Source organism: Variovorax sp. LjRoot290, from assembly GCF_964253985.1.
Classification (GTDB): Bacteria; Pseudomonadota; Gammaproteobacteria; order Burkholderiales; family Burkholderiaceae_C; genus Variovorax.
Window position 1 is genome coordinate 1069190 of record NZ_CAXURW020000002.1, and the last position, 22573, is coordinate 1091762.

The following is a 22573-nucleotide window of genomic DNA, read 5'->3' on the forward strand; positions in this document are numbered from 1 at the left end:
GCCGGCGGCTGCGCTCAGAAATTGACCTTCGCGTTGAACCTGATCGAGCGGTCCATGCCGATGCCGTAGGTGCCGTCGGCCACCGAGTTCCAGTAGCGCTTGTTGGTCAGGTTGTCGATGCTGAGGCTGAACGACGTCGGGCGGCCTTCGATGCGCGTGGCGTAGCTCAGGCCGGCGTCGTAGAGCGTGGTGCCGGGGAGATAGCCCTGGTTCTGCGCATTCAACGGCCGCTTGGTGATGATCTTCATCCCGGCCCTCACCGTCAGGCCCGGGACCGCCGCCACCCGGTAGCTCACGCCGAAGTTCGCGTTCCACTTCGGTGTGTTCTCCGGCGCCTTGCCGTCGATCAGCGGCTGGCCTGGCGCGTCCTGCTTCGCGTTCAGCCGCAGCACCGCCGCATTGACCTTCCAGTCGCGATTGATCTCGTAGCTGGCCGTCGCCTCGATGCCCTTGTACGAGAGGTTGCCGTTGTACCCGAAGATGCCGGTCGCCGGGTCGGTCACGGCGTTGGCGCGCATGATGTCGAAGTACGAGACGCTGAGCTGCAAGCCCTTGAAGTAGGAGTCGCGGATGCCGATTTCCTTCTGCTTCGAGATCGCCGGCGGCAGGATTTCGTTTGCGTTCGCGGCGTTCGCGGGCGCGGTCGCGCCCGCTTCGAGACCTTCCATGTAGCTCGCGAACAGCGTCGTCGTCGGTCGGATGTCGTACAGCACACCGTAAGCGGGCGAGGTGTGGTAGGTCTTCGTCTCGGTGCTGCCGAAGACCTCCTTGTCCTGCACCCTGCGCACGCCCAGCAGCATCTTCAGCTTGTCCGTGATGCCGATCGTGTCGTAGCCATAGAGGCCGGTGTCGGTGCTGCTTTGCATCGGCCTCGGGACCGACGGGCCGATGAGCGGCGGGTTGAGCCGGATCGGGTTGTAGATGTTCTGCCTTTGCGGCAGCGTGATGGTGGCGCTCTGCGAGGTGTTCGACTCGCGTTCGCTGCTCGACAGGCCGATGGTCAGGTCGTGCGTGAGCCCCCAGGTCCTGAATTTCCCGAGCACCTCGGTGCGCCAGAAGGTGTTGGTGTAGTCGTTGTCGATCGGTTGCACCGTCACGATGCCGCCGGCGCCGGTGAGGATGTTGTAGTTGCGGATGCGCACCGTATTCCGGTGGCGCTCCGACTGGGATTGCCCGCCCTGGAGCAGCACCTTCCAGTCGTCGTTCAGGACGTAGTCGGCCCGCCCCTGGATGTTGGTGGTCCTGGGCGTGTAGAGATTCCAGGTGCCGGACAGCAGGTTTCTCGGACTGGGGACCGGCGTGAGCGGAATGACCCCGTTCACGGGCGACAGCAGCGCGATGCCTGCCTGCTCGGGCACGTCGCGGCGGTAGTGCTCGAAGTCGCCCTGCAGGGTCAGGCGCGGCGTGACCCGCACGTCCACGCCGAGGCTGGCGAACGAGCCGTCCCCGCCCATGTCGCGCACGCCGTTCTCGAGGTGGGTCGCCGATGCATTGAGCCGCACGCCGACCTGCTCGTCGGTGCCGAAGCGTCGGCCGAGATCCAGGGCAAGGCCGTATTGGCCGAAGGAATTGCCGGCTGCGCCCACGGTGGTGATGTCCCGCGGACCCGCCCGCTTGGTCACGAAGTTGATGATGCCGGCCGGGCTGGCCACCCCGAACATCAGCGCGTTCGCGCCCTTCAGCGTCTCGACGCGCTCCTTGTTCTCCGTCGGGTTCGTGATCACGCCTGCGACCGGCAGGCCGCCGTCGAGCCTGTAGTTCGAGAACAGGTTGAGCTTGATGCCGCGGATGGCGAAGGCATCGTTGGCGCTGCCGGCCGAGTTCGTCGCCTGCACGCCGGCCTGGTTCTTGATGGCCTCCGAATAGCCTTCCTGCGTCTGCCCGATCGCCTGTCCCGAAGCGACCTCCTTGGTCATCGGCAGGTTCTGCTTGTTGCCGAGCTCCTGCTTGTTGTACTCCTCGATCGCGTCGGGCTCCTTCGCCAGCGCCGTGGCCGGGTACGGACCTTCGAGCAGGGCGGCGCTCGCGATGCGTTGCCCCATCTCGGCCGCAATCGCCTCGGCGCGGCGTTGCAGCGCCTCGGGGTTGGCAGCCGCTCCGAGCGGGAACACGACCCCGAGCGCACCGACGATGGCGCCTGACGCGTCCTTCACCGGAACCTTGACTTCGAAGCGTGCGCCGCGTGCATCGGCCTTGCCGTACGGCTGGCCGCTGCGGACGACCGCGAGATCGCCCTCGTCGGCCGGCCTGCCGATGCGGCCGATATTCGAGGCGACGATGGGGTAGTCGCTTCCCGTCCTCGGCGTGCGCGCGTGCAGCGCGATCACCTCGATCCCGGGATGACGGCGCAGCAGGTCGTCGACGAGGAACTGCGCGTAGCTGCGCAGCGGGATGCGCGGGTCGAGTTGCGCCGGCTCCATGAGGCTGCCGGCGTCGAAGATGCGACGGCTCATCTCGTCGCGGTAGTGTCCGGCCTTCTTGACGAGCGCATCCGGGTCGGTCTCGGGCGGGTACGGGAAAGTGAACGCCACACTCCCGACGGTCTGGCGGAAGATGTCGAACAGCTGCACCTGGACGTCCACGTTGCCGTCGCCGCGGCGGTTGATTTCGATGCGCGGCTCGCCGCTCCTGAACACCGCGATCGCGGCGTCGTCGTCGGGACGGCCGATGCGCGCGGGCGACTTCGCCGCGACGATCGTGCCCTGCGTGGCGCCGGAAGGCGTTGCATGCAGGTCGATCTCGATCAGCTCCGGGTGCATCGCCGCGGTGCTCTCGACCAGCGTCTGCGCGTAGCTGGCGGCGCCGGTCGGTGCCGCGTGCAGGACGCCGGGCGGTTGCGGCGTCGGCAAAGCATCGCTCTGCGCCTGCGCCAAGGGGAATGCGGCGATCATCGCCAGCGCCAAGGCCGTCTTCGTGCTTCCCATCCTCGTCTCCTTCATTTTTCTCTCGAGCGTGGGCGGCCGCACTGAGGTCAGCCTGCATCGCTCATGAACAATTCTGAGCTTTCCTTCCGCTGCGCGCCTCCCGCGGGGGCTGCACTTCAGCGCGCGACGCCCGCCAGCGCGCTCTTCCAGTTCGCGATGAAGGCACGCTGCTGCTTCTCGTCGAGCGCGGCGGCGATCTTCGGGTCGATCGGGATCGGCCGCGCCGCCGAGCCGATGCGCTCGCGCAGCTTGGCCGCGGTGTACTCGGCATCGACGTCATCGCGCACGGCGAACAGCTCGATCGCGTCGCCGATGATCTTCTGGCCACGCTGCGACAGCAGGTAGTCGGCCCACAGCTTCGCGGCGTTCGGATGCTTCGCATGCTTGCTGATGAACATCACGCGCGACAGCACCAGCGTGTAGTCGCGCGGCAGCACGACGCCGAGCGACGGCAGCTCCTTCTTGCTGCGCACCAGCGCGTAGGCGCCCATGATGTTGTAGCCGAGCAGGTACTCGCCGGAGTTCACCTTGGAGAGCATCTCGCCGGTGCCGACACCCTCCTGCACCCGGGCGCGGCCCAGCGCCTGCAGCAAGGCCGGCAGCCGCTGGCCTTGTGCCTCGTCCTGCACGGCGAACAGGTAGCCCACCCCTGCCTTGGCGATGTCGAACATTGCGACCTTGCCGGCGAACTTGTCGGCGCGCTCGGTGAGCAACTTGGCGAGCGCGGTGCGATCGCGCGGTACTTCATCCTCGGCGACCCGCGTCTTGTTGTAGACGAACACCACCGGCTCGAAGGTCGTGCCCCAGGCCTGGTCGCGCCAGCGCGCCCACGCGGGCAGATGCGGCGCCTCCGGCGAGGCGTACGACGCAGCGTGGCCATCGCGCACCAGCATCATCTGCAGGTCCATGGCGGAGCTCCACATGACGTCGGCCGAGGGCTTGCCCGACTTGAGCTCGGCGAGGAATCGCTCGGTGATCTCGTTGGAGCCGCTGTTGCCGTCGTACTCGACCTCGATGTCCGGGTACAGCGCCTTGAAGCCCTCGACGAGCGGCGTCGCGGCCTTGTTGCCGAGTACGCTGTAGACGACCACCTTGCCCTCCTTCCGCGCGGCCTCGACGACCTTGGCGTAGCCGGCCGGATAGCCGGCCGGTACCTGGGCGAATGCGGTGCCGGCGCAGGCGCAGGCGCAGGCGGCCAGCGCGAAGATGATGGAATGCAGCAGTTTCATGGTCGTCTCTGTCGTGTGATCAGCGAGGTTATGGACCGCAGCTAAAGCCAGCCTGTACCGGGCCTGAATTCGAGTTAAGGACGGCCGGCGATCGGCGCGAGCGGCGTCACGTGGCCTTCGGCCGCGATCCGGATCGGCAGGTCGGTCCGCTGCGCCGGCGTGACGCTGACAAGCGGATCGGACCTGGCCCGCAGCATGGGCGGGGCGGCGCGCGGCTCGGAGGCGGCGCGATAAGCCAGCGCCGCGGCACCCGAGGCCAGCAGCGCGGCCACCACCGACGACACGAGCTTGCGTGCGGAGATCATCGCTTGCTCCAGGCCCGCCGGCGCTAGAGGTCCAGGACCAGGCGAGGCGTGCTGGCGCGCGATACGCAAACCAGCATCTTGGCTCCCGCGATGCGCTCCTGTGGACTGAGGAACGCATCGCGGTGATCCGGCTTGCCTTCGAGCACCCCCGTGAGGCACGTGCCGCAGACACCCTGCTCGCAGGAGGTCGCGACGCAGACGCCGCGCTCGGCCAGCACGTTGACGATGCTCTTGGACACCGGCACGGTGAAGGTGCCGCCACTTCGGGCCAGGGTCACTTCGAAGGGCTTGCGCTCGCCCGCCGAGGCCAGCGGATTGGCGGCGAAGTGCTCGACGTGCACGGTCCCGGCCGGCCAGGCCGCTGCCGCCAATTCCTCGACCAGGTTCATGAATCCGCGCGGTCCGCATAGATACAGGTGTGCATCGGCGGCGCGGCGCGACAGCAGGGGATGCAGTGTCTCGCGCAGCCGGCTGCGCTCGATTGCGCAGTGGAAACTCACGTGGGGCGCGAACTCGGGTGCGGAGAGCGCGGCATGGAATGCGGTCTGCTCGATCGACCGGGTGAAGTAGTGCAGCTCGAAGGATGCCCCGATGGACAGCAGGTGGCGCGCCATGCACAGCAGGGGCGTGATGCCGATGCCGCCGGCGACCAGCACGTGGTGCGCGGCTGCCGGATGCAGCGCGAAGTGGTTGCGCGGTGCGCTGATGGACAGCAGGTCACCCTCTTCAACGAGTTCGTGCATGGCGCGCGACCCGCCGTGCGAGCCGGCGATCCGCTTGACGGCGATCAGGTAGCGGTGCCTCTCGTTCGGATCGTTGCACAGCGAGTACTGGCGCTGCAGGCCGTCTTCGATCCTGACGTCGATGTGCGAACCCGGCGTGAAGGCGGGCAGCGGGTCCCCGGTCGTACTGACCAGTTCGAACGACTTGATGTCGGCTGCCTGGAATGCGATGCGCCTGACGCGAACCGGCATCGGGGCCGCCAGGGCCGGTGCGGCCGCAGGCGACTTGCGGCGGCGCAGGTAGCTGCGAATGCCCGTATAGGCGAGCACAGGCACCATGAGCGTGCCGAAAAGCAGGATCAGCTTCATCGGCCATCCGCCGACAGAGCCGGTGTGGAACGAGATCATCCAGAAGTACAGCTTGAAGCCGGCGCTGGCCTTCTCGTACGGCGTGTAGCGCAGGACCTTGCCGCTGTAGGCATCGATGAACAGCAGCGAGCGGGCGTTCTCGTGCGGCGCGCCGCGCGCGACCATGTACGCTTCGAGCGGCGCGTTGGGACCTTCCCCGGGGTATTTCAGCAGCGCATGCTCGGGGTTCGGCTCCAGCGCCTGCACCTTCTGCCAGAACGCTTCCATCGACACCCGCGGCGAGTCGCGGTCGGCCGGCGCCGACTTCGGCGGCTTCTGCGGCAGGGGCGAGCCGGTCAGGGTGTAGAGGCCGTTGCGGTACCACTCGAACACCAGCGGCAGCCCGGTCAGGATCAGCGCAATCAGGAACAGGCTGCCGTAGACGCCGGCGATCTTGTGCTGGTTCATGCTGCGCGCGCGGCCCTCCAGCCGTACGTCGAGCCTGAGCGCGCGACCGTAGCCCCTGCGGCGGGGCCACCACATGTAGGAGCCGCCTCCGATCAGCACGATGCCGAAGATGATCGCGCACACACCGGTGATGCTGCGTACCCACTTCTCCTCGCTGAAGCGCAGGATGTGCGTCTGCTCGATCGTCCCGAGCACCCCGCCGTAGCGCGGCCGCTCGCCGACCACTGCGCCGGTGCAAGGATTCATGTACACGTCGACCTGCGGGTCGTCGAAGCGCACCCGCGCCGCCGGCATGCGCGCTGCGCCGGGTTCACCGGCGCTGAGCTTGATGTAATCGAGGCGACCGCCCATGTGCGCGGCGCGTGCGGTCTCGCCGAGCGCATCGAGCGGCACCCGCTCGCTGCAGGTGGGCACCGTCAGCAGCTCGCGATTGACGGTGGGTTCGAGCTGCGGCCGGAACAGGTTGACCGCGCCGGTGAGCGCCATCATCAGGATCACCATCCCGATGGTCAGGCCTGTCCAACGGTGGACCTGGAATACGCATTTGTAGAGGTTCGGTTTCATGCTCTTCGTCCTTGGTGGCGACTGATCTGCTGGCGCCGTAGGCACTCTATGAGCGCCGGCTGTACCGAATCTGTAGCGATCCTGAAACTTCGTTCAGGCTCTGCGCCGGCTTCGCCGTTCACCGGCCGCGGCGCCGCAGCCGTCAGCGAGCGCATCTGCATCGCGCCCATCGCCTGGGCCGCAGCGGTCAAAGGTGACATGGCTCGTGCTCAGAATGCGTACTTGAGACCGACCGTCAGCTTGCGGGCGTGAGCGTCGCCGGTTTGCACGGCGAAGGAAAAGTCGACGAAAAGCTTCTCGGCCCTGAGGGCGTAACGCGCGCCGGTCCCGATCCAGGGGCGCTCGCTGCCCTGGCCGAAGACCTCGAGACCGACATCGAGGCCCCGTTCGCCGAGCCGCTCGACGGCCAGGGCGTACGTGCCCACGGTCTTGCCCTCGAGGTGGTTGCGGGCAACTCCGAGGTTGGCGTGCACGATCGTGCGCCCGTTCGGAATCGAGACGACGAGCGCGGCCGCCGAGCCCGCATGGCGCATGTGCTGTCCGGAGGACCTGAGGCCCTCGAGTACGTAGGCGAGAGTGACGCCAACGCTGTCATCGGACAAGGGGCGCAATGCCGTCTTGCCGCCGAGCGCCGCGACCGTGTTCGAACCGCCGCCGGACTTGAATCGCCCGGCGCCGACTGCGAGTTGCGTGTCGAAGCCGATCCCGCACCCGACTTGGCTCCAGCCACCGCGTTCCGAAGGTTCGTGGCGCGGGCGGACGTACGCACCGAAGGACTCCAGCTCGCAGGCACCGTCGGCGATGACGCCGGCATCCTCGGTGGTGAACGGTCGGCCGGCCCAGCCCGGCTGCGAAAGCAGCATCAGGCTGGCGGCGAGGAGCAGCGTGCGTGAATGGATCGTCTCGAATCGGCAGAGGCTCACGAACCGATCATTCCGGACTTGGTCATGATGGCCTGAAGGCGGGTGAACTCGCTCTCGACGAACTTGGCGAATTCATCGCCGGTGATCGGCGCGGGCGTCCACTTGTTCTGCTCGACGGCCTGTTGCCAGGCATTCGTCTTCATCGCCTTCACGATGCCGTCGATGAGCGTCTTGCGCTGCTCGGGCGTGATGCCCGGCGCGCCATAGAGGCCGCGCCAGTTGCTGATGACGACGTTGATGCCCTGCTCCTTGAGCGTCGGCGCGTCGACCTCCTTGAGTCGCTGGGCGGAGGTCACGGCGATCGCCCGCATCTTGCCGGCCTTCAGGTATTCCCCGAACTCGGTATAGGCGCTGCCGCCGACGGTGACGTTGTTTCCAAGAATGGCGGAGACCGCCTCGCCGCCGCCACGGAAGGCGACGTAGTTGATCCTGGCGGGATCGACACCCACCTCCTGCGCGATCATGGCCGCGGCGATGTGCTCGGTCGAGCCGCGCGAGCCGCCGCCCCACTTGACGCTGCCCGGGTTCTTCTTCAGCTGGGCGATGACGTCCTGCATCGATTTCAGCGGCGAGTCGGCGGGCAGCACGAAGACCTGGTCCTCGGTGAGCAGGCGTGCCAGAGGCGTCGCCTGCTGCAGTTGTGCCGGCTGCCTGGCCGAGATGAGGCCGCCGATCATCACCGCGCCCATGATCATCAGCGCGTTCGGATCGCCCTTGCTGCTGTTCACGAACTGTGTCAGCCCGAGCGCGCCGCCGGCGCCGCCCTTGTTCTCGTAGACCACCGTGCTCGCGAAGCCGGCCTCCTGCAGCGCCTTGCCGAGCGCGCGGCCCGTGGTATCCCAGCCGCCGCCGGGATTGGCGGGAATCATCATCTTCATGCTGGCCGCTGCGCTTGCGGGCAGCGGCAGCGCGGCGCAGGCGGCCATGGCGGCCAGGCTTTTGAGGAAGGTGTCTCGACGCATGATGGGTCTTTCAGGTGTGGGAATAAGGAGAGCGGATCGGATGGATCAGGTCAGGGCGCGCCGCCTTCAGCGCTTCCTCGACGAACGCGTTGGTGTAGGTGCGCTTGACGTCGACCGGCTTGAACTTCGGATCGAACTCGGCCAGCGCGCGAAGCTCGTGCGCCACGCCGTCCGCCGGCATCAGGCCGTTGGTGGCGAACATCGGGAGCGCTTCCTTCATCGCCTTCATGTACTTCTCGCGGTCCTTGCCGCTGACCGCCTCGGGCACGATCGCGGCGATCTGCTCGGGGCTGTGCGTGTTGATGAAGTGCAGCGCGCGCGTGAACGCCTTCGCGAGATGGCGCGCGATGTCGGGCCGCTCCTTCATGCGCGCGGTCGCCATGAACACGGTGCTGCTCGGGAACGGCACGCCGAACGCCTTCTTCGTGCCCTCGGGCGTCGTGAGGTCGGCGAACACCGTGGCCACGCCTTGCGCTTCGTAGAAGGTCGCGTCCGGCGTCGGCGCGACGACGAAGTCGGCCCTTCCGTCGCGCAGCGCCGCGACGTTCAGGTCCTTGCCGTCGGTGCCGAGCCGTGTGTAGTCCGACAGCTTGTGCCCGCCGGCGAGCACCAGCGCGTTGGCCAGCGTGGTCTTCGACGAGCCCGCGCCGCCGGCGATGAAGCGGCTGCCCTTCAGATCGGCCAGCGTGCGGTACTTGTCCCTGGCGTGATTCGCCACCAGCACCTTCACGCCCGGCGTGACGCCGAGCGTGACGATCGCCTGCGTGTCGCGGCCAATCGACTGGTTGACCGCGTTGTGGTGCCAATACGCCATCACGGCATCGACGCGGCCGTCGACCAGCATGTCGCCGTGCCAGACGTCGTCGCGCACGTTCATCACCGTGACGTCCATGCCATCGGCCTTGAGGTACTCCAACCGCTCGGCGACGACGACCGGCAGGTTGCGTACCGCCTTCCATTCGTCGACCACCAGCACGATGCGCTTGTCGACCGGGAGCGGATCGGCCGACGCGATCGAAGCAAATGTTGCGGCGAGTGCCGCGACTGTCCAGACAAGTAGCTTCCTCATCGTGGAATCCTTTCTTCATTCAAAACAGGTCGCTCAGCGCCGCTGCAGGGAGATCACCGCCAGGGTGTCCTTGAAGTAGGTGTTCGGGTAGTAGGGCGCCACCTCGCTGTTCCACTTCTTGCCGGGGTCGACGGTGCCTTCAGCGGCGACGAGCCAGACCGTCTTCGTACGCGGGTCGAGCGCCATCGTGCGCGCGTAGGGCCGCGTCGTCGGCACCTCGGCAACCCTGTAGGTGTCGGCGTCGATCTGGTCGACGATCGTCAGGTTCGCATCAACGCCGTTGGATGAGTACAACCTGCGCTGCTCGGCGTCGAAGACCAGCACGTCGCTGCCGCGCCCGATGGGCACCGTCGAGACGACCCTGCCGTTGGCGGCATTCATCACCGTGAGCACCGGATCGCGGCCGCGGCAGGCGACGAACACGCGTTCGTTCGCCTGATCGAAGGCCACGCCGTTGGGCTGATCGCATGGGGCGGGCGTCGGCCATTCGGCGCTGACCTCCCGACGCTTCATGTCGATGCGAAGGATCTTGTTGCGATCGCGCAGCGCCATGAACATGTTGCCCTTGCCGTCGGACGCGGTGCCCTCGAGCTTGCTGCTGTCCACGTGCATCCGGCCGAGTACCTCCGAACTCCTCGGATCCAGAAAGACGGCCTCGTGGGCGCCGCCCGTGGTCACGAGCAACTGCCTGGTGGCCGGATCGTAGAAGCCGTTGTCGGCTTCCTCGGCAAACTTGACCCGCTTCAGCGTCTTGTGCGTGGACAACTCGAACACTGTGGCGGAGCCGTCCGTGTTGATCACGAAGCCGCGGTCGAACTCCGGAAGCAGCACGAAGGCGTTCGCGCCCTTCGTGTCGTCGATCGTGCGCACCACCTTCTTGCCTTTGGTGTCGAACACCTGCGCGCCGTCCTGACGCAGGGAGACGTAGAGCAGCGAGGTCGCCGGGTCGAACGCAAGGTAATCCCAACTGGGCGCTGCCTGCCCCTGGATCGTGACTGCGGAGTCGATGCGGTAGAGCGGGCCGGCAGCGGCACCGAACGCGACCAGCGCGCCGGACAGCGCGAGGAGGCTTGGCAGCGAGCGGAGAAACGGCTTCATGATGGACGAGGTCTCCTGTGTTTTCATCGTGGATCCGATGGACGTGAACGGTATGCCGGTCGGCTGAAGAGAACCTGTAGCGTTCCTGAATTCCGCTTCAGGAAAGGCAGCCGTCGGGTCGGTCGGGGCCCCGGCGGCTGGTCCCCCGGGTCGTCAGTGGGCGGCCAGCATTGCCGCGCCGACGTCGATCGCCGCCGTCGACGAGATGTCGGAGCGGATCGTCTCCTTCACGTCGTTGAGGCGCTTCCACTCGGGGTCGGCCAGAAGCTTCTGCTTACCGACTTCCTTGATGGGCTCCCGGTGCGCGTAGGCGGCCGCGTCGGCGTACTCCATCACGAGCAGCGAGCGGGTCTGGCCGGCGACGGGCTCTCGCTCCACGTACATCGCGTACTGGCTCATGATCCCCGCGGCGCGCTGCAGGTTCATGTTTGGCGCGATGTAGTGCTCGGTGTAGCGCTTGTAGTCGCTGGCAGAGACATGCGTCGAGTAGAAACTCGCGACGTGCACGGCCGACGCAGGCGTCTTCGACGGCTGGCCTTCGTGCCGGACCCGCGTGGCTCGGCGCACGATCAGCTTGTCGCCGAACTTCGGCGCCGTCTGGGAGCTCCAGGTCTTAAAGGCGGCTTCGTCCGGCAGCTCGACCACAGCGAGCGCGGCGAAGCCCGGCTCCTTCTGGTCCGCTTGGGCCTTCAGCAGCTTGAAGTCGGTCAGCACCCCGGCCTTGCGCCAGGCCTTGAACTGTGGCGCCATCTCGGAGAGACGCTCGCTGCCGAGCGGCTCCGTGATCACGGCATGCACGGGTTCGGCGCGTGCGGCTGCGGCGCCGAGCGCCGTGCCGAGCACCACGCCCAGGCTGCAGAAGAACACCTGGCGCCTGATGGAATAAGTAGGTATGAACCTTCCTTGACGGTGGAATGGGAGGGGCGGCGCCGCCTTCGGGTAGACGCTGCGGCGGCTCGTAGCTCAACGGCCCGAGGCGACGGTGGTGGCGATCGTGTTGCTGCTCGCGGAAACGACAGGCGCCGATTGACCCAGCGCCCACACGAGCGTATTGCCGTACAGCACGCGCCCTTCGTCCGTCAGGTCGGGGAAGCGCGTCGCGTCCATCGGGAACAGCACGCGGCGCGCCGGCGCGATGTGGTCGTTGGCCATCACGGCGCCCTTCTCGTACGCGAACATCGTGCCGTGGCGCGGCTGGTTCGGGATGCCGGCGATCACCTCCGCGCCGGGCGGCACGACCGCCCAGGCCAGGACGCCCGGCGTCTTGAACAGCTTGAAGTTGCCGGCCGGGAAGCCCGCGGCGAGCGGGTGCGCGGGACGCACGATCTGCACGTAGTTCTCCGGCGGATATAGGCTTTCCTTGTGGTCGTTCACGCCGTACTCGGTGTTGCGCTGCCGGCCGACCATGTTGATCTGGTCGACCGCCTTGGCCTCCATCATCACCAGGGGCGCCGTGGTGTCGGCGTACTTGAAGCCGAGCTTGTACTTGTTGATCGACGCGGAGATCAGCACCAGGTCCTTGCCCTTGGCATGCGTGTCGGGCTCCATGTGGTCGACCGCGGTCACTTCGGCCCCGAGCGAGCGCAGCCATGCCAGGTGCGCCTGGTCGGAAGCCTCGTTGGCTGGCCAGGGCATGTCGAAGCGGCGCACGAACAGAATCTTCTTGCCGCGCAGTTGCTTCGCGATCTCGGCCTGCGCCTGCGCGTGGTCGGGGCGCTGGGCCGGCACGTCGGGCGGACTAGCGGCCCAGCGCAGCGCGGCATCGAACAGGCGGCGGCCCGAGAACCACTGGCGCGACTTCGGGTCCTGCGCGGCCGGGCCCGTTGCATCGGTCAGGATCGAGAAGCTGTTGTCGCCGAGGAACAGCCCGACGCGGCGCGCTGGCGCGCCGGTGTTGTTGGCCATCACGGAGCCCTTCTCGTACGAGAACACCGCGGCCTTGTCGGGGGTGCCTTCGAAGACCACCGAGATGTCCGCCCCGATCGTCGGCCGGCCCCAGGACGGGTCGGTCTCGCCCGCGCTGAAGGTGAACGGCGCGATCATGCCTTCGTGCATGCCGGCAGCCTGCAGGATCGGCTTGGCGGCGCTGGTGGCGTAGGCGTAGTAGGCGGCGTGGTTGGCGTTGTGGAACACCTTCTCGCGCACCACCGAGAAATCGCGGTGCAGCTCGCTGCCGGTCATGCCGAGTTCGGGGAAGCTGTACGCGTTCCACGTCACCACTGGCTGTGGCGCGTTGCGGTAGCGCTCGCCGAGCACGCGCGCATCGGCGGTGGACGAGATCATCACCAGGTCCTTGCCCTGAGCCACGGTGGCCGGATCCTCGGCGCCGGCGAGCGTGACGCTGGCGCCCCGCGACTCGAGGTACTCCTTGATCAGCAGGTCGTCGTTCTTCTCGCCCTTCTTGGCTTCGCTGACAACGAACAGGATCTTCTTGCCCTTGAGCGCAGTGGGCGACACCGGGCCGGCAGTGGCCAAGGAGGCAGCGAGAGCGGCCGAGAGCGCGACTGAAAGCGCGCCGATGCGGATGATGGACTTGTTCATGTCGGACCTCTTGCAATTCACTTGTTCAGGACCAGGATGTCGTTGGCGTTGGCCATGAAGGCCTTGCCGCTCTTGCCGTCGACCGCGACCGCGGTGCCGCGCGCCCCGTCCGGCCTGGCCGTGCTCTCGACCGCCGCGCTCAGCTTGGCGTTGGCCACGACCGTGAGCTGGCCGTCGGCGGTGGGCACGAACAGGCGCACGAAACGATTGGGCTGGTATTGCGCCACGATGCCGCCCTCGCCCGTCCCGGTACTCACGTAGCCGACCATCTGGCCGATGTCGGGATCGATCACGACCATGCGGCCGCTGGCGGTCGCCACGTAGACGCGGCGCTCCTTGTCGTCGACCGTGATCGAAGTCGGCTTCGTCGCCGGCCAGGTCAACATCAGGCCCTTGGCCTTCAGCTCGCGCGCGTCGATCACGTGCACGCCGTTCTGCTCCTCGTCGGCCACGTAGATCGCGCCGCGCGTGTCCGAAGCCACGCCGCGCAGCTTGCCCTTCAGCGCGACGCTGCCCACCGCCTCACCGCTGTCGGCCGCCAGCACGCTCAGCGCGCCGCCCTTGCCGTGCGAGACGAAGAGCCGCTTGGTCCTGGCCTCGTACTCGATGCCAGCCGGCTCGCTGCCGCCCGACTTCACCGTCTTCAGCAGCTGCAGCGTCTTCAGGTCGAACAGCACGACCGTGTTGTCGCTCGCGATGGTCGCGAAGCCACGATTCAACTCGGGCGCCAGCGCGATGGCACTCACCGCGCCGGACACGGCCAGCTTGGCGGTGCGGCTGCCGTTGTCGATGTCGATCGCCTCGATGGCGCCCTGGCGAGCCACGTAGAGGCGCCGGGCATCCGTGTCGGCGCGCAGGGCCAGCACCGGAGCCTGGATGTCGGTCTTGATCGTCGCGGCGACCTTGTAGGCCTCCGCCTTTTTATCGGCCTTCGGTTCGGCGGCGGAGGCCGGCAAGGCCAGTACGAGCGCCGCCGCGATGGCGAGTAGCGAAGGGGTCGGTTGCATGCATATCTCCTGGAGGGGTGAAGAGGCCCGCGCCGCCCGGTCCCCGGGTGCGTGGAGGGGATGAAAGCGGTGGCGTGTCAGGGTTGCGCAGCCGGCCCGAACAGCGCCGCGTGGCTGGGGATGCGTTGCGCCAGCTTGTCGCGGATCTCGGAGGCGGCGAGGAAGAACTCCTTCTCGCTCTTGTTCGTGCCCGCCGGGTTCTTGAACACGACCACCGCCAGCCCGACGTTCTGGCCCGCCTTGTCGCGCAGCGGCGTCAGGTAGGTCGACTTGCGCGGGTTGTCGTCCTGGTTCCAGCGCGGATCGAGGATCGTGTAGCCCTTCGTGATGACCAGCACGTCGACGGCGGACGACACCTTGCCGATGCGGTCGGGAAAGGAGCCGGCGAACATCGTATAGACGCCCTTGTGTCCGGGCGGCTCGCCCTGCAACGTCAGGCTCAGCAGCTCGGGATGGCTGGCCATCACGTCGTCGACGAGCGCCTGCGCCAGCATCTTGTGCATCGGCGCCGTCCAGTTCTTCTGGATGGCCGCGGGCTCGGCGGCAAGCGCCGCGGTGGCGGCCAAGACGCCAAGGGCGGCGGCAAGGGTGATCTTCCTGAGCAGTTTCATGGCGGGATGGTGGGTGGTTGAACGGTGCGCCAAGGCTAGGAGCTCGTTCTGAATCCGAACTAAACGCATTCTGAAAATGCGTTCAGGTCCCTGCTGGTTGTCACCGATGACCAACGGCGCCGGGCGGCGGAACATCGGGCCGACGAGTGTTCCAGGAGTGCGAGATGAAGGTTTTGATCGTCGAGGACCAGGCGCGCCTCGGCCAGTTCCTCAAGCAGGGGCTGATCGAGTGCCGCTACACCGTCGAATGGGCGCGCAGCTGCGCGGAAGCCAACGACGCGCTGGCGCAGAGCACTGTCGACGCGATCGTGCTCGACCTCGGCCTTCCCGACGGCGACGGGCTCGACCTGCTGCGCCGCTGGCGCGACAGCGGCTTCAACGAGCCGGTGCTGATCCTGAGCGCCCGCGACACGGTCGAGGACCGCGTGAAGGGATTGAACCTCGGCGCCGACGACTACCTGCCCAAGCCCTTCAGCCTCGACGAGCTGCAGGCGCGCGTCCGCTCGCTGGTGCGGCGCCAGGCCAGCGTGAAAAAGTCGGTGCTCGAGCACGACGGCATCGAGCTCGACCTGCTGAGCCGCACGGTCAAGCTCGAGGGCAAGCCGATCGAGCTCACGAGCCGCGAGTACGCGCTGCTCGAGATCTTCATGCAGAACCAGGGCCGCATCCTGCCCCGCACGATGATCGCCGAGAAGATCTGGGCCTCGCACTACGACGTCGACACCAACCTGCTCGACGTCTACATGAGCCGCCTGCGTGCGAAGCTCGATGTCGTGCCGGGCAAGAGCCGCTTCAAGACGGTGCGCGGAGTCGGCTACCAGTTCACATGAGGTCGATCGGCGCACGCATTGCGCTGTGGTATGCCGGCGCCGCGACGGCGACGCTGGCCGTGCTGTTCGTTGCCGGCTATGCGCTGCTTGAACGCAACCTGCTGCACGGGCTGGACCTGCTGAACCGCGCCGAGTTCCAGCAGATCGCCTCGCGCCTCGGACCCGAGTACGAGACGCTGAGCGCGCCCTTCATCGAGATGCGCATCCGCGAGACGACCGAGTCGGCATCGACGCTGTTTTACATCCTGATCCGCCTGCCCAAGCAGAACGCGATCTTCCGCTCGACGAACCTGAACGGCCACGACATCCCCGACGTGGCCGGCGCCGAGCAGTTCAGCGTCCGCATTCCCGAGGTCGGCGACGTGCGCGCAGCCGAGTTCTACATGAAGCCCTTCATCGTGATGGTCGCCACACCGCTCGCGCAGGTGAATGAGGTGATGGCGAGCTACGTGAAGGTGTGCGCCGCGCTGGTGGTGGCGATGCTGGCCGTCAGTCTGCTCATCGGGGCCGGGCTGAGCCGGCTGATCCTCGCGCCGGTGAGGCTGATCCGCGACGCGGCCTTGCGCATCAGCTCGGACAACCTGGGCGAGCGCATCGCGGTGGCCGACGTGCGCGACGAGGTGTCCGATGTCGCGCGCCTGCTGAACCAGATGTTCGACCGGCTAGAGGCCACCTTCCTGCAGATCCGCCGTTTCACCGCCGAGGCCTCCCACGAGCTGAAGACGCCGCTGTCGCTCATCCGGCTGCAGGCCGAGAGGATGATCGGCGACGAGTCGCTGCCGGTGCGCCACCGCGAGGCCTTGCAGGACCAGCTGGAGGAGATCGAGCGCCTGACGCGCATCATCGAGGACCTGCTGCTGCTCTCGCGTGCCGACGCGCACGTGATGCAGCTAGAGCTGGTGCCGCGCGATCCAGCGGCCTTCCTGCACGGCTTTGCGCAGGATGCACAGGCGCTTGCCGAGCACCAGGGCTTGCGCTTCGAATGGTCGCACGAGGGGCACGGGGCGGTGCCTTTCGACGAGCGGTGGATGCGGCAGGTTCTGCTGAACCTGCTGGTCAATGCGATCCGGGTGTCGCCGCCGGGCGCACCGATACGCCTGAACTCCCGCCTCGACCAGGGCGTGTGGCAGCTGAGCCTCCAGGACCAGGGTCCGGGCTTGACGCCCGAGCAGTGCGAGCGCGTGTTCGAGCGCTTCGTCCGCTTCGTCGACAGCGGCGCCGACGAGAAGGAGGACCGTGGCACAGGCCTCGGGCTGGCGATCAGCCGCAGCATCGTGGGCCTGCATGGTGGCACGATCAGTGCGCATCCTGCCGGTCCACCGGGCAGCGGCCTTCAGGTGTTGGTCGAGCTACCGGCGGTGCGTGCGTAGATCGACCAGATGCGACCGAGGTCCGCCGCGCCATGGACGCCGCCGATGTTGGTCAGCGTCTCGATCGACTTGTCCTTCTGCCCGGCGAGCAGGTAGGCGATGCCCAGGCGCAGCCTCGCATCCTGCGGCTTCTCACCCATGCCGCCTTTGCGCATGCCCTGTTCCATCAGCGCCAGGCCCTTCGCGAAATCGCCCTGCGTCACGTAGGCGAAGCCGAGGTTGTGCAGCCAGATGCCATCGCGCGCGGCCGTCGCCGCGGCCGCGGCATCGGGCCGGGCCAGCGTCTGCCGCGACTCGTCCTGCTGGCGCAGCGCCTTCGCACGCAGCGCCTCGTGCTCGCGGCCCTGCGCACTCTTGCCGAGCGCGCCGCTGGCGAAGCCCTGCTCGAGCACCTTCACCGCTTCGGCGGGAAAGCCCGCCTGCAGCGCCTGCGTCCCCATCTCGACGTAGTCACCCGGGGCGCGCATCGTGCCGGTCAGCCACCGCAGCCGCAGCACATCGAGGGTGAGGCGGTGGCCGATGTCGATGCGGTTCTCGAGCCGGTCGAGCAGCTCGGACCAGTAGCGCTTGCGCGGATGGTGGACGAGCAGCTTCTCGAGCGTCCACGACACCGCGCTGGCATCGCCGAGCTGGGTGTAGCTCCTGTGCAGCAGCAACAGCTGCTCCTCCGGCGGGACCTGGCTCGAGCGCTCGGCGACAAGCAATCCTCGTTGCAGCTCGCGTGCCGCGTTGGCGAAGTCGCCGCTGTCGAAGTACGCCTGCGCGAGCCACGCGCCCACCTGCGGTTCGGCGCCGCCCTCCTTCAGGTAGCGCGTGGCCCAGGCGATCACCTGCGCGTGATCATGGCGCTGGTGATGCACGCCGATCAGCGCGCGCATCGTCGGCAGCCGATCGGCCGGCGCCAAATGAGGTGACGCCAACATGGTTTCGTAGGCACGCGCTGCCGACGCAAGATCGCCGGTCGCGTTCGCTGCCGAGGCACGAAGCTGCTCGACTTCGAAGGCGTCGATGGATGACCGGCTGGCGCCGTCGACTTCACGCAGCCGGATCAGGACGTCGCGATACCGTCGCGCCTTTAGCAGATCGTGAGCCTCGCGCAACGCCGACGCCCCACCGTCAGCCGCGGTCGTCTCGGGCGCACGATCCCGAGCCGCGGGTGCTTGCGGGGGGAGCGTGCCCGTGTGCGCCCCAACACTGGGGGCCAACAGCGCAATCAGGAGAATGGGTGAGCGCAGCATGTTTCGGAATGAACGTACGCGCTGTTCCTGAAACGAACCTGAAATGGCATCTGACGCGCGGAGCGTTTCGGGTGAAGCATAGCGAGCCTCCCGTCCGTGCGGCGTTACCGGGTTGTCTCAGGCGGCCTTATCTCTGAGGGTCAAAGGAGCGAAGCGTAGTCGCAGAATGCGTCCACCTCCTCCTTTGGCAAATGCCCGCGGCTTTTGCCAACAGGGATTGGCCAGCTTCCGGCCGCCATGTAGGCCTTTCCCGACCATCTTTATTGTCGTCGACGAACTTTATTCTTCCCGGTCACAGTTGAAGCCTTGGAATAAAGATCGTCGCGAACCGTCCCGACGAGAACGTTGAGCGAAAAGTTCGTCGAAATCTGCGTAAGGCGCGCGAGATCGATGGTTAACAGTGTCGGAAAGTTCGTCGCTGCCAGCTGTAGTGGCGGCAGGCCACACCGAGCGCTTCAGGCGCCTGCCAGGACCGGACCTTCAATCCAACCGCAGAATCTAGGAATGGACTGTCAGATTTGTGGGCGTGAGCTCGACCGAGACGATGACCCTTTGTCGGCCGACTGCGACGGCGATTGCTGGGGATGCGTCGGTGAGGTTGAGGCGGCCATGGGCTGGGAGCCATCCCTGAAGAAGGTGCGCGAAGAACATGCGTCGGGTCTCAGGGCAGCCTGGACCGAGCCTCCAAATGCCCCCTGACGGCCCAAGAGCCGACGGTCGTCGACGACGACCGCTTTCCGGCATTCCAGCACGCATCGGCGGGTCGAAGCCGCGTGCAACCGTCGGCGCAAGGGCATCGTCGGCCAATTTCCGCGTGTTGAACGATCGCCGGCCTTCTCTTGAACCGATGGCTCGGCCGCAACCCTCAAGCAGTGCCGTCCGATGCTGCGAACTTGCCGGCCGTGCCAGAGAACCCCTTTGCCAGTTGCTCTCGCAGCGCTTCGACCGATCGCGCCGGCAGCTCACAGCTTCCATTCCGACACAGGTAGGCCTCGCCCGCAATCCGTCCTTCGAGCAGCGGCACCGACCCCGGAAAGCCACGGAAGAGCGTGACCAGTGGCGCAAACGCCGGCTGCGCCGCCGCCCACAGGCGTTCGCTGCCCGGTCCCGCCGGGATCGCAAGATCAGCCCCCCGCTCAGCCAGCAGCTGTGCGTGCAGCAACGCTGGCGCGGCCATCGGCGCCTCCTCCATCAACGCGCCGCGGCCCTCGAGCGTCGCGCTTGCGATGTCGGTCCAGTCGCTGCGTTCATAGGGGCCCGCCAGTCGCAGCAACAGCTCGCACGCCGCCGCAGTACCCGAGGGCACTGCGCCGTCGTAGAGGCTGTGCGCCCGCATCGGCAGCTGCGTCGACGTGCTATCGAAGAAGCCTTCGACCGCATCGTGGAAGCGCTCGACCATTCCGCCGCACAGGTCGAGCGCGGCGTTTAGCCACTCCAGCTCGCCGGTGGCTGCATGCAGTTCCACGAGGCCGAGCCCGAGTTGCGCATGGTCGGCTAGGTACCCCTCATCGCGCAGCGTGCCGTCGCGCCAGGCGTGGTGGACCCGCCCATCCCGGACCATGGCCGCCAGCAGGAAGCGCGCGAGCTCTCGCGCAGCCTGCACGAAGTCGTCTCGCCCGAGCAGACGCCCTCCTTCAGCAAATGCGCGCAGCGCCATGCCGTTCCAGTCGGCCAGCACCTTGTCGTCGGTAATCGGCCGGGCGCGCTGGGCACGCGCGGCGTAGAGGCGCTCGCGCACCGAGCGTTCCCAGGACGCGAAGGCCTCGGGTTCCTGGTCGAGTTCGGCGCGTACGCCTTCCGGATCGCGGCGCTCGAGCACGTTCGTGCCGTGCTCCCAGTTGCCCTGCACCGTCACGCCATGCAGACGCGCCGCGGCCTGTGCATCGGCGCCGAGCACGGCGCGGAACTCGGCCAGCGTCCAGACGTGGAATTTGCCCTCGACGCCCTCGGCGTCGGCGTCCTGCGCGCAAGCGTAGGCTGCCGGCGCAGCCGCGGGGTGCATCTCGCGCAGCAGGTACGTCAATGTGCCCTCGGCGACAAGGCGCAGCCTCTCTTCGCCGGTCAGCCTGAAGGCGCCGGCATACACGCGCGCGAGCTGGGCGTTGTCGTACAGCATCTTTTCGAAGTGCGGCACATGCCAGCGCTCGTCGGTCGAGTAGCGAGCGAAGCCACCACTGACGTGGTCATACATTCCGCCTGCGGCCATGTGGTGCAGCGTCGCAACGAGCATCGTGCGCGCGCTCCCGTCGCCGCTGGCGGCCAGCGCCAGCAGATACTGCAGCAGCGGAGTCTGCGGGAACTTGGGCGCGCTGCCGAAGCCCCCGCGCGTTTCGTCGAAGCGCAGGGCGATCTGGGCCACGGCTCGCCGGTGCATGTCATCGGCCGATGTACAGGCCGAGAGGGTCGTGCCGCGGCGCACGAGATCGAGCAGCGTTTGGGCCTCCCGCTCGATGTCACCCCGCCGGTGGACCCAGGCCTCGCGCACGGCGGCGAGCACCTCGGAAAAGCTGGGGATTCCTTGGCGCGATCGCGGCGGGAAGTACGTGCCGCCGAAGAAAGCGCGAAGTTGCGGCGTGAGGAACATGTTCATCGGCCAGCCGCCGCGGCCCGTGAGCGCCTGCAGCGCGCTCATGTAGACGTGGTCGACGTCGGGCAGTTCCTCGCGGTCGACCTTGATCGCAACGAAGGCATCGGCCAACTGGCGCGCCAGCCCCACGTCCTCGAAGCTCTCGCGCTCCATCACATGGCACCAGTGGCAGGTGGCGTAGCCCACTGACAGCAAGATGGGCTTGTCCTCGGCGCGCGCCTTGGCGAACGCCTCCTCGCCCCATGGAAACCAGTCCACCGGGTTGTGCGCGTGCTGCAGCAGGTAGGGACTCGTCTCGCGAGCAAGGCGGTTGGTGGGGCGGTCCGCGGGTTGCGAACTGCGAGGCGTCATGGACAGCGGCCCCGGCCTCGGAGTTTGTCTGGGAACGTTCGCCATTGTTTTAGCCTATGCCTTATCGAAGGCGCGGTCATGATCAAGGAAAGAAAGTACGCTACACCTCCACGGGAATGTGGCGGCGCTGAGATCCACGACGCCGACAAGGTCGAAGCGGTGCTGCGCTATCACGAGCGTACCAACGCGGCCGGTACAGCCAGCGAAGTCGGCCGACGACCGACTCAGCCGATGTCCGGGTCGGTGCCTCTTGAGAGTCTCGGCCACACATGCGCGTTGATGGTCCTGTGCGAAGGCGGTGCCATGGAACCCAGCATTGCATAGATTGTCTAAGAGCCAGCGCCGCAGTCGATGATGTCCATCTTGGCAAAGTCGCCGGCCCGCAAGAGGTATCAGTCTTCCCGATACGCTGTCAGAAACGACTGCGACTAACCACCGCCACCAGAAGGAAATGAATCGTGCATGAGCTGACCTTCCACACTCTCCTGTACCGCTACTTCTTTTTCGAGTGGCTCTTCCGGGACGCCACACAAGGCAGCCTCATCGAGCGCTCAGCGGCCTGGCGGCACAACCAATCTCAAGCTCACTGGCTTCCCACTTACATGCGACGCTGGCTGTGGTGCGCCGTGCTGTTGTACGGGTTGGGGGGGATTGTCGAAATCCTGATTGGCGCGCCGGCGGTATCGGCGCTGTTCTATGTGCCGAGCGCCTTGAGCGTGTCGGTGAATGCGGTGATCGCGGCGGCTTGGCTGGGGCTGAAGACCTTGTAGGAACCTCTCTGAGATCGCGGCCCCGGGTCGACGAATCAGAAGTTGTGGGCTTTTTCGCCGTGATCAGCGAGGTCGAGTCCTTGTTCCTGATCTTCGTCGCTGAGCCTGCGGCAACGACGACTTGGTCATGACCGGCTCCTTAGGGCGTCAAGAGTTCGCCCGAGCGTCTTCCAGTCTATGCCTTTTTCGCGTCGATAACGAAGACTTCGCAACAGCATCGAAGCCGACGTGGACGTCCGGTTGCTCGAAGATTCTTGGGCTCGGCTTGCTCAATGCGAGTAACAGCGCGGGGCTTGACAGACTCCGGCGCTCTGCCCTCGTGGTGAAAAGGTCGGTCGGTCAAGTCACGCCTGCCCGCGATCCATCCGCTTCGCGTCGTCCTGACCTTGCCATCAGACAGCCGCTTTGGGCTCCATCTGTCGCCTTGGCGAAGGGCGGAGCCGGCCAGGAGCCGTCCTCGTCGCAAGGCGGCTTTGAGTAGCCAGAGCCAGGATGTGAGGGGCCAGGTGGGAATTGCTCCTCCGCAGTGATGACCTTCGCCAGACCATCCTGCGGAATGTGGCCACCGGCATACCGGCCCCTGGCGGAAGCCGGCTTCGGGAAGATATCGAGCAAGTGAATGGCAAACGAGTGGCGAACGGCGGGACCGAGGGCTG

General features: G+C 66.9%; 18 protein-coding genes. 4 read left to right on the forward strand and 14 right to left on the reverse strand.

Annotated features, from left to right (window positions below; translation table 11 throughout):
* Positions 1 to 14 precede the first annotated feature (14 nt).
* The 12 genes from ACSQ9A_RS34165 to ACSQ9A_RS34220 all read right to left on the reverse strand — a co-directional run bounded on the left by ACSQ9A_RS34165 (position 15) and on the right by ACSQ9A_RS34220 (position 14771).
* Positions 15 to 2924, reverse strand: coding sequence for a TonB-dependent siderophore receptor (locus tag ACSQ9A_RS34165; protein WP_436307208.1), 2910 nt, complete (start codon positions 2922 to 2924; stop codon positions 15 to 17).
* Between the two features lie 116 nt (positions 2925 to 3040).
* Positions 3041 to 4153 (reverse strand): ABC transporter substrate-binding protein, encoded by a 1113-nt coding sequence (locus tag ACSQ9A_RS34170; RefSeq protein WP_436307209.1) that lies wholly within the window; start codon positions 4151 to 4153, stop codon positions 3041 to 3043.
* Positions 4154 to 4227: 74 nt separating this feature from the next.
* Positions 4228 to 4458 carry a hypothetical protein gene (locus ACSQ9A_RS34175; RefSeq protein WP_436307210.1) on the reverse strand — a complete coding sequence of 77 codons (231 nt, stop codon included), beginning with the start codon at positions 4456 to 4458 and terminating at the stop codon, positions 4228 to 4230.
* Between the two features lie 23 nt (positions 4459 to 4481).
* Positions 4482 to 6560 (reverse strand): PepSY domain-containing protein, encoded by a 2079-nt coding sequence (locus tag ACSQ9A_RS34180; RefSeq protein WP_436307211.1) that lies wholly within the window; start codon positions 6558 to 6560, stop codon positions 4482 to 4484.
* A 209-nt stretch (positions 6561 to 6769) separates the two neighbouring features.
* Positions 6770 to 7483 carry a hypothetical protein gene (locus ACSQ9A_RS34185; RefSeq protein WP_436307212.1) on the reverse strand — a complete coding sequence of 238 codons (714 nt, stop codon included), beginning with the start codon at positions 7481 to 7483 and terminating at the stop codon, positions 6770 to 6772.
* On the reverse strand, positions 7480 to 8445 hold the full coding sequence (locus ACSQ9A_RS34190; protein ID WP_436307213.1) for a Bug family tripartite tricarboxylate transporter substrate binding protein: 966 nt from the start codon (positions 8443 to 8445) through the stop codon (positions 7480 to 7482). Before ACSQ9A_RS34190 ends, ACSQ9A_RS34185 begins: the two co-directional genes overlap by 4 nt.
* 10 nt (positions 8446 to 8455) lie before the next feature.
* Positions 8456 to 9514, reverse strand: a complete 1059-nt coding sequence (locus tag ACSQ9A_RS34195; protein WP_436307214.1) for an ABC transporter substrate-binding protein — start codon at positions 9512 to 9514, stop codon at positions 8456 to 8458.
* 33 nt (positions 9515 to 9547) lie between these two features.
* Positions 9548 to 10612 (reverse strand): YncE family protein, encoded by a 1065-nt coding sequence (locus ACSQ9A_RS34200; protein WP_436307215.1) that lies wholly within the window; start codon positions 10610 to 10612, stop codon positions 9548 to 9550.
* Between the two features lie 153 nt (positions 10613 to 10765).
* Positions 10766 to 11479: a hypothetical protein gene (locus tag ACSQ9A_RS34205; protein ID WP_436307216.1), complete on the reverse strand. Its 714-nt coding sequence runs from the start codon at positions 11477 to 11479 to the stop codon at positions 10766 to 10768.
* A 96-nt stretch (positions 11480 to 11575) separates the two neighbouring features.
* Complete coding sequence (locus tag ACSQ9A_RS34210) at positions 11576 to 13153, reverse strand: hypothetical protein (protein WP_436307217.1); 1578 nt, start codon at positions 13151 to 13153, stop codon at positions 11576 to 11578.
* Between the two features lie 17 nt (positions 13154 to 13170).
* Entirely contained in the window at positions 13171 to 14160 is a 990-nt protein-coding gene (locus ACSQ9A_RS34215) for a hypothetical protein (protein ID WP_436307218.1), read from the reverse strand.
* Positions 14161 to 14237: 77 nt separating this feature from the next.
* On the reverse strand, positions 14238 to 14771 hold the full coding sequence (locus ACSQ9A_RS34220) for a hypothetical protein (protein WP_436307219.1): 534 nt from the start codon (positions 14769 to 14771) through the stop codon (positions 14238 to 14240).
* Between the two features lie 164 nt (positions 14772 to 14935).
* Between ACSQ9A_RS34220 and ACSQ9A_RS34225 the strand changes: the two genes are divergently transcribed.
* Positions 14936 to 15601, forward strand: coding sequence for a winged helix-turn-helix domain-containing protein (locus ACSQ9A_RS34225; RefSeq protein WP_436307220.1), 666 nt, complete (start codon positions 14936 to 14938; stop codon positions 15599 to 15601).
* The gene (locus tag ACSQ9A_RS34230) at positions 15598 to 16971 is read left to right on the forward strand and encodes a sensor histidine kinase (protein WP_436307221.1); all 1374 of its coding nucleotides are present in this window, start codon (positions 15598 to 15600) and stop codon (positions 16969 to 16971) included. Before ACSQ9A_RS34225 ends, ACSQ9A_RS34230 begins: the two co-directional genes overlap by 4 nt.
* On the opposite strand, the gene ACSQ9A_RS34235 is transcribed toward ACSQ9A_RS34230, so the two are convergent.
* Both ACSQ9A_RS34235 and ACSQ9A_RS34240 read right to left on the reverse strand, forming a co-directional pair.
* Positions 16935 to 18071 (reverse strand): tetratricopeptide repeat protein, encoded by a 1137-nt coding sequence (locus tag ACSQ9A_RS34235; RefSeq protein WP_436307222.1) that lies wholly within the window; start codon positions 18069 to 18071, stop codon positions 16935 to 16937. The two genes, ACSQ9A_RS34230 and ACSQ9A_RS34235, sit on opposite strands and share 37 nt — an antisense overlap.
* A 1003-nt stretch (positions 18072 to 19074) precedes the next feature.
* Positions 19075 to 21147, reverse strand: coding sequence for a thioredoxin domain-containing protein (locus ACSQ9A_RS34240; RefSeq protein ID WP_436307223.1), 2073 nt, complete (start codon positions 21145 to 21147; stop codon positions 19075 to 19077).
* A 78-nt stretch (positions 21148 to 21225) separates the two neighbouring features.
* Between ACSQ9A_RS34240 and ACSQ9A_RS34245 the strand changes: the two genes are divergently transcribed.
* Together ACSQ9A_RS34245 and ACSQ9A_RS34250 are read left to right on the forward strand one after the other, a co-directional pair.
* Positions 21226 to 21471 (forward strand): hypothetical protein, encoded by a 246-nt coding sequence (locus tag ACSQ9A_RS34245; RefSeq protein WP_436307224.1) that lies wholly within the window; start codon positions 21226 to 21228, stop codon positions 21469 to 21471.
* 134 nt (positions 21472 to 21605) lie between these two features.
* Complete coding sequence (locus tag ACSQ9A_RS34250) at positions 21606 to 21917, forward strand: hypothetical protein (protein WP_436307225.1); 312 nt, start codon at positions 21606 to 21608, stop codon at positions 21915 to 21917.
* Positions 21918 to 22573 lie beyond the last annotated feature (656 nt).